General features: G+C 38.2%; 8 protein-coding genes. 2 read left to right on the plus strand and 6 right to left on the minus strand.

All coding sequences use genetic code 11. The annotated features are described in order from the left end of the window. Positions 1–220, plus strand: a 220-nt coding sequence (locus FTO68_RS11220; protein WP_255333504.1) for a hypothetical protein, incomplete at its 5' end; no start/stop codon positions are given. A 46-nt stretch (positions 221–266) separates the two neighbouring features. Here FTO68_RS11220 and FTO68_RS11225 read toward each other — a convergent pair. The 6 genes from FTO68_RS11225 to FTO68_RS11250 all read right to left on the minus strand — a co-directional run bounded on the left by FTO68_RS11225 (position 267) and on the right by FTO68_RS11250 (position 10,448). Further along, positions 267–2,048 (minus strand): hypothetical protein, encoded by a 1,782-nt coding sequence (locus FTO68_RS11225; RefSeq protein ID WP_255333505.1) that lies wholly within the window; start codon positions 2,046–2,048, stop codon positions 267–269. A 257-nt stretch (positions 2,049–2,305) separates the two neighbouring features. Then, on the minus strand, positions 2,306–3,475 hold the full coding sequence (locus FTO68_RS11230; protein WP_255333506.1) for a glycosyltransferase: 1,170 nt from the start codon (positions 3,473–3,475) through the stop codon (positions 2,306–2,308). Positions 3,476–3,768: 293 nt separating this feature from the next. After that, complete coding sequence (locus tag FTO68_RS11235) at positions 3,769–5,466, minus strand: carbamoyltransferase C-terminal domain-containing protein (RefSeq protein ID WP_255333507.1); 1,698 nt, start codon at positions 5,464–5,466, stop codon at positions 3,769–3,771. A gap of 358 nt (positions 5,467–5,824) precedes the next feature. Then, positions 5,825–6,928 carry a DUF354 domain-containing protein gene (locus tag FTO68_RS11240; protein ID WP_255333508.1) on the minus strand — a complete coding sequence of 368 codons (1,104 nt, stop codon included), beginning with the start codon at positions 6,926–6,928 and terminating at the stop codon, positions 5,825–5,827. Between the two features lie 6 nt (positions 6,929–6,934). Next, entirely contained in the window at positions 6,935–9,007 is a 2,073-nt protein-coding gene (locus tag FTO68_RS11245) for a hypothetical protein (RefSeq protein ID WP_255333509.1), read from the minus strand. A 7-nt stretch (positions 9,008–9,014) separates the two neighbouring features. Further along, positions 9,015–10,448: a glycosyltransferase family 2 protein gene (locus FTO68_RS11250; RefSeq protein WP_255333510.1), complete on the minus strand. Its 1,434-nt coding sequence runs from the start codon at positions 10,446–10,448 to the stop codon at positions 9,015–9,017. A 128-nt stretch (positions 10,449–10,576) separates the two neighbouring features. Between FTO68_RS11250 and FTO68_RS11255 the strand changes: the two genes are divergently transcribed. After that, on the plus strand, positions 10,577–10,957 hold the full coding sequence (locus FTO68_RS11255; RefSeq protein ID WP_255333511.1) for a pentapeptide repeat-containing protein: 381 nt from the start codon (positions 10,577–10,579) through the stop codon (positions 10,955–10,957). The last annotated feature ends 788 nt before the right edge of the window (positions 10,958–11,745 follow it).

The raw sequence follows: 11,745 nt of genomic DNA on the forward strand, positions 1-11,745 counted from the left end.
TGTTTCACCCTTTGTGCCACCTCAGACCCTATATAAAGGGAAGTGGCGGTTTTTGGCAAAAAGGGGGATCAATTTGGATCGGCGCACCTATATAAAGGGGGGATCAAAAGGAATCGGCGAAAACAAATATGACTGGCACCAGTTTTCGGCAGCGATAGACACCACAGAATTAATCTGTGAGAAGACAAGATTGGTAGTAAGGTGGATCACTTTTAGATGAGCCAAGTGGATCAAAATTAAATGAGCGAAAACAGATGAAAACAAAATTATTGTAAATAATAGCCAGTAATCCCATCGTTCATGTAAATTTTATTATACTTTTCTAAATCCTTGAAAAATTCTATTCCCAAAATTTTTGTCCCTTTTATTCTCCTATCATAGTTTTCAATTCTCTGAAAGTGCATTATGGGCCGATTCAGCATATAGTTTCTCCACATAAAAACAGTATCGGGTGTATTACCTAATTGCTGTTCTTCTTGAAAAGTTATAGCTTCCGCTTGATAATTTGTTCGACTTACAAGTGAAAAATACCTTGTATCGGACATTACCCTATTTGATATCCTTGTTATAGATTCAGCTCCAATACCTTCTTGATAAGTATATGTTGTTGAAATTGAAGATTCTTTCAACCAAAGAGGACTATCTAAATTTGAAATGGTATTTGCAGTCATAAAAAAAGTTAAAATAAATATTAATAAGAAACAACCAATTATTCTAAAACAATGGTTTGTAGTCTTCATTAATAAAATAATAATAGCAAATGCTGCTAATATACTTAAAAAAAAGTAGATAAATGCAAACCATCGGGTAGGCATAATATTTCTGATTCCCATCATAGGAAATGCAAAAGTGACGAATAAAATGATCACAGATGATATTAATATTGAAAATGTTAATTTATTTTTATAATTATTTGATAGCCAGAACAAGCCTCCTATTACAGAAAATCCAATCAAAATTGTTAATCCTATTGTCTCTGCAACCCTCTCAAGAAAAGGGGGAAGTGCGGTTATATATTCTGGAATTGTCTCTGGCCTATTCAAAAAACCTGCGTATTCAGTTAAATCAAACTGGAAGCCAGATAAAATCTTTTCAAAAAAGCTAACTTCACCTTCGAGACCATGATATAATGCGATATCCCAATGATGAATTAATATGATGGAAAAAAGAAAAAAGAAAATTATCGGAGGAATATAATGACGCTCATTATTAAATATAAAATTATAAATAATAGATCCAATAAGTAATCCTAAGATTGTAAAAAACGTTATAAAAGATGAAATTGCATGATTTAATGAAATACTTACTAAAATTATTAATGACAGCATGGACCATAACATACGATGAGTTGTTGTTAATGATGCAATTATAATAGTATAGATCAAGAAAAAAAAGAGAACAATCCCAAACGTCGTTGTTTGAGGAGAGGAACCCCACATTATATGGAAGTCTGATATATTAACTAATAACAAAGCAAGAAGGCCAATCTTGACATTCAGAAGTCGTTGAGCTATCAGAAACACGCACACTGAAGAACAAACAAGCGGTATAATTATGCCAAAATTCGTTGCATCCTTAATTGGAGATCCAGTAATTATCTGATTGACTGCAACTTGGATATGCATAAGAGGGAAATATACTTCCTTTCCAGATAATACTTCAATGAAGCCGTATTGAGTTAGATTATAATTATCAAGAAGATGTCCCCAATAATCGACTCCTACCCCCCAATAAGAGAGAAATAGAGAATACTTCAAATTAAATGACACAAGAAATATTTTTACGATCTGTAATGATATCTCAATTCGTGTTTGTACGGAAAGAATGGATAAAGCAAGAAAACCTGAGGATAATGCAATTATTATAAAATAAATTGATGGGCGATCAGTATTTACATGCAGAATCAGTAAACTCCCTACAAATAAAATAAAAAATGTAACTTCAATTATAATTTTTATTGATTTTGAAACAAATGTATCAGATGTATTTTTACGATTCTTTATTAATAAATAAATTAGAGATGCAAGAGATAGCGCAAGCCCTAACATCAGAAGGTGGATGGTCTTACTTATGAAGAGATACATTGAGATTATTAAAAGACCGCACAAAATTCCAATTATTGAACTATATGTATCAAGATCGTTCAATACAGCCAATTGTATTTTCTTTATGACGATTTGAAACATATATCAACACCATAAATAATTATTTCTGAAATATAATGATTGGATAAAAACTCCCCAAATTTTTTTTAATAAAACAATGAAGTATATCATTCAACCCTTTCCAAAGTTTATTCAGACTATCATATAATTTTATCATATATTGATTTAATATCGACGGCAATTTTATTCCAGTTAAATTGCTCTGCATACTTTAGGATAGCTTCCTTATCCCACTCTTTGTCCAGTGCCACCAAGATCTTATCTGCTAAGTCTTCTGAATTTGAAGGTTCAACTAAAATGCCATATTTATCAGAATTAATAATCCATTCACTACCACCATTTTTTGTTGCAATAACTGGTTTTCCACAAGCCATTGCTTCGACCTGTACAGTCCCATAGCTTTCCTGAAGACTTGGTAATATAAACAAATCACAACTATTAAGCCAATCCGGAATTTGATGGTGGGGCTTTCCACCCTTCAAAAAAACTAGATCCTGCAATCCATACGATAGAATGATTTTTTGCAACTCATTCTGTAATTCACCTTCACCTACAATAACACAGATAACATCATCTCTAAATTGTTTAATTTTGCTCATAGCCCCAATTAGGTATTTATGACCTTTTATTTCTCTAAGACTTCCAATTGCTAATAAAATTTTTATTGAGCTTGGTAAACCTAATTCAATTCTGGTTCTTTGTATGTCTCTAGGATAGAATAATTGATCTCGAAAACCATTTGGGATAACGTGAATTGGAGAGGTGATATATAATTTTTTTAGATAGGGTAAGTTACTCTCACTTGTTGTAATAATTTGATCAGCAGTTTCCAGTACATATGTAATTTTTGACCTCCATTCATCATCTTTAAAAGGTAAAGAATAAATGTCATAGCCCCTAGCATTTACAACAAAAGGGACACCATACTCTTCCTTCAACTTTGCACCTACATATCCTGCTGACCATGTAAAATGAGAGTGTATTAAATCAAAATTAATATTATTTTCGTTTATCAACTTTTTCACTCGGTAGAGATGCTTTTCTCCCAATAATTTATAACCACGATCTGTTGGTAAATATGGAATTGATACAGGATATATATTCACATTTTGTGGCTTATCCTTTAGATCAATTTTATAGTCTGAAGAGTATGGTTTAAAATATTTCATTCTGGAATGTTTTCCAATTTCTACAAATGTATTCGTTCTAACAATAACATTTACGAAATCAAACATATCTGATACTAAATTAATTGCTTCTTTCTGAAAATTACTATAACTATGAGCACAAACTAAGAGACTTTTTCCCATGCTAACACCTTTAAATTATTGATTTTAATGAGCCATTAAAAAATACAAGCATTTCGGTATTTTTCACAATCATTTCGTCAGCTCCCCATTTACAATTGTAAACAATTGCAAATTTTCAAGACTCTATTGAACGTCCCTTACAAGTGATTGTGATGCCACATATCCTGATTCTGCAAGCGCGACACGGCAGGTGGTGTCGGTGTCATTTGTGAATGTTTGGAGTATGATGGCGGCCATTATATTGATTATTCAGAAATTATCCATAGAACGCTCCTCAACATAATTGTCCACTATTATTTAGATACTATAAAATCTCCAAGAGCAAGATATTCCAACCCTGAGTTTTCAAATACCCAAAGAGCCTCCTCGGGACCATTAACCATTGGATAACCATGCAAATTGAAAGATGTATTTAGCAAAACACCTCTCTCAGTAATATTCTCAAATTCTTGTAAGACCTTATAGTATCCACTATTCCATTCCTTTTCGAGAATCTGTGCCCGGGCAGTTAGATCAGCCTGATGTACACCGGCCATGAAATCCTCCCTTTTGTCTGTTGTGTCAAATGATAGCATCATATAGGGCGATTCAACATTTTTTGGATTGATTATATATTCAGATACTCGTTCTTTCAATATGACAGGAGCAAAAGGCATCCAGAAGTCTCGCTTTTTTACCATCATATTTATTGTTCGTATACAAGATTGGTTTGATGGATCAGCTAAAATTGATCTGTTTCCAAGAGCCCGAGCTCCAAACTCCATTCTGTCCTTACACCTTGCCACAACACCACCCTCCGCAATAATTTGTGCAATTTCACTTTCAATATTATTAAAATACTTAAAGTTATACATTTTTCCTTTTTGATCTAATAGCCTTCTTATTTCTTGTTCTGTAAAGCTATTCCCATAGTAAATATCTCTAATAGATTCGATATTATTATCTTCTCCATATTTTTTACATAGTTCTGCATATGCCCAGAAAGCGGCTCCGATTGAATTTGATTCATCTCCACATGAAGGAAAAACGAAGATATCATCAACACAATCAAGCTCCATTATACGTTTATTAGCTTTTACGTTCATGAATACGCCTCCTGAAAGGGCAACTTTACGAATACCGGTTTTACTTACAGCATTCGTTACCCACCGACAGAGAAGATCCTCTGTCATTTCCTGAACACCACCAGAGATCCAATCAAACCGATGGAACTCCAGATCACGTCGTAATCTAGGATATATCCAATGTGTTGGTTCTGAAATATTTCTGGAAAACGTCAGCTCCTCATTATTTATAGTAAGATATTGTTTAAATTTGCTATAACTCTGTTGAACACCTTTGATAGGTGCATATGGCGCCATACCCATTATTTTCCATTCGTGTTCCCATGGAACCAATCCCAATAAAAAAACAGTTCTTGAATAGATATTCCCTATAGAATTACCTTTAGGAGTTTCTGCGATTCGCTTAATAGATCCAGAATCCCCAACTGAAACAGTTGCACAGAGATCATCACCCGATCCATCATTTGTTAAAATAAGTATATCTTCTGTTTTCCACCATGGAGAACCAAAATATGCTGTTGCAGCGTGACAGAGGTGGTGCTCAACAAAGGTAATATTATTATGGTTAACACCCAAATCCACGAGATTCTTTATTCTTATTTTTTTTATTTTATTTTTATAAAATGAATATAACGGAGTTTTAACTCCTAAATCCAACATTCGAGATTTTAAAGAAAGGGATTGTTTGTATGAACGAAGAACATCACCATCTCCAATTGCAGTATGATTAGAGGCGTATGCAAATTTATCAATATTTTTAATTTCAAGATTTGTTATTCTCAAGATCTCTTTCAAACTTTTCTCAGGAAAACCATAGAAGTTTTTTTTATTTGTTAATCTTTCCTCTTGAATACAATAGACAATTTTCCCATCATCAATTAAACAGGCTGAAGCATTGTGTCCATCATGAATTCCAATAACCTTCATTTTTATTACCTCATTTGTGCGATTGTTTAAAATTTTTCTTGATATAATCTTGCCTAATCACAAAGAACATGTGGATTAGTAATTTAACCATTCTTATGAATCCTTTTTGTTTAATCGTGATACCAGACGACCCCTGATCTCTGGAGTCGAGGTTCAGTGTGTGTTCTTCTGTGGGATAGGATATGCCAACGGCCTTTAATTGTAGATAGGATCTTTTGCTGAGAGGGGGTTTGTTGTCTGAAACATAATTTGTAACACGAAAATTTTGTTATTTTAATGGAATAGGGGCAGATGATGTAAAATCTCATCTTAGCGAAAATGAAAGAGTAATATGCAGATAATCCTGACGATAATGTGTTCATCGCTCATCACCCACAACAGAAATACAGGAATACTGTACCCTAGAGTTCTTTCTCATCTCTGTAGCACTCTCCGGATAATTCTCTACAAACCAGACCATGAACGCTGTTACATCAATCTTATCAGCCAGTAACCTCTCCCGCTTCACCTTCCCTTTTGCCTGCAGATCTGGATCACGCAATAATTCCTGAGCTTTCTCAAGCACCCCCTCCTCCATCGTGAAAGGATCAGAGAACGTATATACAAGCTTGTACTTCTCCTCTTCCTCATTAATATAGCCCAACCGAAGGGTATTGACATAGATCGCGTGAGTTCCAAGCACGGCGCACTCTGATGCCGTAGTCGAACCCTCCCCAACATACAGAGTCGCATAGTACAGCAGATCATGCAGCTTCTCCGGCGAGACCCGCATCCGGTATTCTTCAAGCTCGGTTGGAAGGACCCCCTCTGAGGTGATGATAACGCGACCGTAATTCTCCAATTCCTTCACAAGTCCTATTTTGTCACTGATTCCATGCTGACCAATATCATGATGAGCATCCCAGGCGACAAATCTTACAATAATGAATCGTTGATTTTCATCCACATTAATTTCTTTAAGGATTTGATTATTTGGCGAAAAATAATTTGGATGTAGGTAAAATAATTCTTTATAAGCTTCAATTTTCAATTGTTTACTCCCAAGATCTTTTGTAAAACTAGTTGATGTGACAATTACATTCGAAAAAAGTCTGCAAATTGCTAAACAAAATAATGCATGTTCAGTATCTTCATATATTATATGAGGTTTTCTAAATAAAAAACTATTTATAGCCATCATGGGTGAATACCTTCCAATATACATATCTGGCTTAAATTCCCTACTTATATTGAAAATTTTAGCTAATGTATTGAAAAAAACGTAACCTTTTTCAACAAAATTTTTCCCTGAGGTTTCAGATATTATTTCATAGGGTATATCAAAATAATCAAGTAATTCGCACGTAACATCCTTTCTAATCGCAACAACTTTGATTTCATGCCCTTTATTCGTTAATTCCTTAATTAAATATCGGAATTGGTGGACCCAAGCGGGGTGTTCTACAGATAATAATAAACGCATAATAATTCACCAGATATTGTCCCACATTTTTGGGATTGAATGAATAATAGTGAGAGCATCCTCAAGATCAAATCCTATTGTTTCTGCATACCATTCGAGAGACTCAATTCTGGGTTTATTCTCTTCTTCTGCCAGCTTCAAAGCCTTTTCACGAGTAATGATTCCTTCTCTAATCTGATTACTCCGGAATGTATCATTTTCTGAGAATCCAGCCACAATATAATAGATATAATTATAAAATGAAGCCGTTCCATCTCCAATCCTCCATGTTGTTGTCGTATCTGTTGCTATCTCCCAATCATACTCCTTCCGTAAAATCGATACAATTTCGTTTTCATCCCATGAGATATAATTATAAAAATACGTTGAGACATCCGGAATGAAATATGATGTATAATATGCATGAAGTGTATCAATGATTGAAGAATTAATATAAGATGGATTTAATAAATAATTTTTTCCATAGAATAGTGCCAATTGGAGTTTATTGGTTAATGATATACCTGTGTATAACTGACCTTTATTATGATTGATTGATTCTTCTATCCCACAGAAACCCAATTTAAAACCAGTCTTCTCAAGCTGATTAGAGCCATTAAAGAATAAATTGATACCTGTTTGTTGCATTAACTTATAAGGATAATAATTAAACATTTGTTTATCTCCGGCCATAAGAAGGGGAATCATCCCCAAATCCGGACGTTTCAGCCATGCTCGTATATTGTCTCTAATATATTTACGCTTCTCTTCAATATCTGCCGATATAATTATATTCTCAATTCCAAGTTTTCCACATAATCTAGCTTGGTTCCTTCGGGCAAGATCTGTTACCATACCCCAATCATAACTAAAGGCAATTGGATTTAATTTAAGCACTTTTTTAACATAATGTAACATGTACGAGCTATCTCGCCCTCCACTAAATCCTACAAGACAATCTGGATCCCCATTATCACTTCTAAACTCTGAAATAATCATTTCAAGCGCGTCTTTCCCTTTATAGTCTACTTTTGAATAGTTCTTGCAATAATTGCATACACCTTTTTCATCGAATTCTATGAAAGGGAATGTTTCTGGAAGTATGCAACATGTACAACGCTTTAGTTCGGGTAAATTTTTTATTTGATCCTCTATCATACATTCAAGCTTAACTCTATTCTCAAGGGATAAGGTGTGCGAGTTTCTTCGAGCTTTCATGTCCTGATTATATGTTTTAGGTGAAAGATCCAACACTTCAACAGATGTTTCGGCGCAATTCTCTTTCAATTCAAATTTGTATTGCTCAGGGTTTAATGAAAAAGCCAAGTTACTCAAATTATTTATATCTACAATACATGCATGGTTTGGCCCAATCTGGGAAATTTTTTCGAAATTTAACCCATTGTTAATCCTCACATCTTGAACCAGTTGATTTAATATATACTGCTCTGATGCGAAAATAAAAAGATTTTTACTTAGATCCTGAGTAATGTATAAGGAGCCAGTATTAGTTGCTAGAAGTAAATTATCCATATTTGAAAATAGAACAGCGACAGATGCGGATCCTTCGATAGCAGAGAACGTTTTAATACAACTTGATGCAAGTGATTTTGTGAGATTATAATTGTGTTGAAGAAGCGCCAGAAAAACCTCTGTGTCAACATCCGTACTCCTATGTATTTCTGGGCACTGCTCCCAGAGTTTATCATTGTTAACAATAATTCCATTATGCACTCCAACAACACAGCCATTCATTACAGGTTGATTATTTGAATTTGAATCTTTAATTCCATTTGTTACAAGTCTTGAATGGCCAATGATAGCGAGATATTGTTTATCGGAAACTTCATTTTTCAGGGCATTATTAACAAACTGAATATATTCTTTAGTCAAGATCATGTGAGAAGCTGGTTCGGGTTTCTTATATACTTGCAAGTTCTTACTTGTCCTTATTGCTAACCCTGCAGATTCCTTACCTCTGCTCTCCGAGAAAACAAATAACTTATCGGCAATATACTTGACACGTTTCTCAGAGCAATTGTTCAGATTTGGGGTTACGATTCCAAAAATACCACACATTAGAGTTACCTCATCTGTCAAATCAATTCTATATACCTACCTCTTGTTGCATATCAAAAAGCATTGCAAATGAGAGGAACATAATCCCAAGCATAAATGCCAGCATCGAGAGAGTACCATGAACGAAAAGAACAGAGTACCCCATAACAAATTTTTCCCACAATGCAATCGCTCCGCCAACTATCCCGATTAGTGCTAGAATCGATCCAAAAAGATAAAAAAATACAAGAGGATGGAAGCTGAGTATTACGTATTTCATCTTAAGCCGCCGAAGGAAAGTCCGGAGGAGGAGATTTGAAACCCGAACGATATAGCGACCATACTTGATGGTAGACGTTTCATTGCCGTACTTCGCAGGGTGAGCAATATTCTTTATCCGGAAGCCGTGAATGTTCAGCCGGACCAACCGATCATTCAGGTAACCATATCTGGGGTACATGTCCTTGAATTCAATTCTTTTGAGGGCACGGCGAGAGATCGCAGTGTAGCCGTTCTGGGGATCCATCATAGACCAGTAGCCCGATGCAATCTTCGTGAGGAACGTAAGAATTGCATTGCCGAAGAACCGCCACTTACTCATCCGGCCCCGGTATTCTGAAGAAGCCAGACGGTTTCCAAGGGTAAAGTCACATTTTCCATCAACAATGGGATCCAGAAACTTGGAGAGGTACTGGGGATCCATCTGGCCATCGCCGTCCATGGTTGCAACGATATCTATCCCATCACTGAGAGCCCGGGAATAGCCGGATATGACCGCTGCTCCCGGTCCCTGGTTAGGATTCTGGTGGACAGGGACAACCCGGGCGTTGTAGTGAGCGTAGTTATCGATGATCGCCCCGGTCATATCTGTCGAGGCATCGTTCACTACATATATCCTGGTGACAAAATCCGGAATGCCATCCAAGGTTCCCTGGATCAACTTCTCCTCGTTGTAGGCCGGTATCACCACGGCGATCCGCTTCCCGCGATAGCGGGCCCCGTCGGTCGCGGCCGTCCCGGAGGGGATCCCGGCAACCTTCATGCCGTGCACTTGCGCCAGGATATCGGCCCCGGCGTAGACGCCGTTCCCGCCGGGCCGGATCGCCTCGATCGCCCGCTGCCCATAAGCCCCGAAGCCACTCTGTGTACCGGCGACCGGGATGACGACGTCGTTACCCTCTCGGAGTTCGCTCAGGAGCCGCTTTATATCCTCCGGGTTGTGCTGGCCGTCGGAGTCGATGATCACAAGCTCCTGGGCGCCCAGCTCGCGTGCGGTGGCAAAGATGGTCTGGAGGGCGCCCCCGTAGCCCCGGTTCGTTTCATGCTGGACGACGAGGGCGCCGAGTGCTTCGGCAATCGGTACAGTGTCGTCGGTTGAGCCATCATCAACCACTAAGACCCGGTCAGCATACTTCCGGGCGCCGAGAACCGTTTTTGCGATGTACTTCTCCTCATTGTAGGCGGGCATCGCGACGAGGGTCAAACCCAGGTCTCCTGTTCGGGAGAGAGCATCCGAATCTTCGCTGAGATGAGATGTGTGTGTATCCCTATCCGTAGGGGAATATGAGGTTGTACCGGACATGACTGATCCCACGTTCACAGCCTCCTGAGATGATACTGGCCGGCCCGCATCCTGTTCTGCTGCACCAATACCTGATTGGGAGTTATCTGATTGGAAGTTCCCTGATTGGGAGTTATCTGATTGGAAGTTCCCTGATTGGAAGTTCCCTGATTGGAAGTTCCCTGATTGGAAGTTCCCTGATTGGAAGTTCCCTGATTGGGAGTTATCTGATTGGAAGTTCCCTGATTGGAAGTTCCCTGATTGGAAGTTCCCTGATTGGAAGTTCCCTGATTGGAAGTTCCCTGATTGGGAGTTTCCTGATTGGGAGTTTCCTGATTGGGGGTTATCTGATTGGGAGTTTCCTGATTGGGGGTTATCTGATCGAGAGAACCCTGATCGGGAAATTGACTCTGCGACCAACGTCCCGTTAACGAGAGGATCGATGCAGGAATGTGTATGCCGATGGCCGCCTTCTCCATTCAATAAAGATAATTAATGCATCCCATCCATTTAAGCGTAATGATGTGCCTTTCGGCGCCAGGTGCACACGTGCATGGATACATTCATTCATTCATTCATTCATTCATTCATTCACTCCCACAATCCATCCATCTTCCTTTATTTTATTCATTTAACGGCAATTTGGGCTCCATCTACCCCGACTGCCATATCCACACAGATCCTTCATTGTTTCCCGCGATGACGGATCGTGAATCACGGGTAGTGAATCCCCTATAGTAACACGCAGTCAGACGGATTTGAGGAATTGAATGAACGGTTGATCCGGGCGGGGTTGGTTCAAGGAAACTATAGGGTGGATAGGATGAATAGCATGGATAGCATGGATTGATCTCAGTAAAAATATCGATTTGGTCTCTTCAGCGATCCAATACAACACCATAAGCGCGGGAGCGCTCCCATCCTCTCTGCGGGGCGGCGAGCCCCGTTCGGTGGCCGAAGGCCGCCCACCCTGAGAACCGGAGGGGGGTTGGCGGTGCCCCCCCGGAGGGGCGAGGGGTCAATTTCAGGTTAACATGCCTAATTCAACCTCTTCAGACAAGCGCTTACAGGCAGCTTCCATCTCCCATATGCCCTGACTTTGTGATTTTCTAACTTCACCTCATACCATCACCACACCATCCTGCTACACATTCGACTTATTTTCCTGATCCTCCTTTAATCCAAACAGAAAGCTTTATCGTTTTGTGAGTTATAATTA

The organism is Methanocalculus taiwanensis (genome assembly GCF_024372745.1).
In the GTDB taxonomy this organism is placed as follows: domain Archaea; phylum Halobacteriota; class Methanomicrobia; order Methanomicrobiales; family Methanocorpusculaceae; genus Methanocalculus; species Methanocalculus taiwanensis.

Coding starts and splice junctions, on each gene's coding strand:
- FTO68_RS11235 (WP_255333507.1), bottom strand. CDS start 5,466: ATGAAGGTTATTGGAATTCATGATGGACACAATGCTTCAGCCTGTTTA.
- FTO68_RS11230 (WP_255333506.1), bottom strand. CDS start 3,475: ATGGGAAAAAGTCTCTTAGTTTGTGCTCATAGTTATAGTAATTTTCAG.
- FTO68_RS11225 (WP_255333505.1), bottom strand. CDS start 2,048: ATGTTAGGGCTTGCGCTATCTCTTGCATCTCTAATTTATTTATTAATA.
- FTO68_RS11240 (WP_255333508.1), bottom strand. CDS start 6,928: ATGCGTTTATTATTATCTGTAGAACACCCCGCTTGGGTCCACCAATTC.
- FTO68_RS11255 (WP_255333511.1), top strand. CDS start 10,577: ATGATACTGGCCGGCCCGCATCCTGTTCTGCTGCACCAATACCTGATT.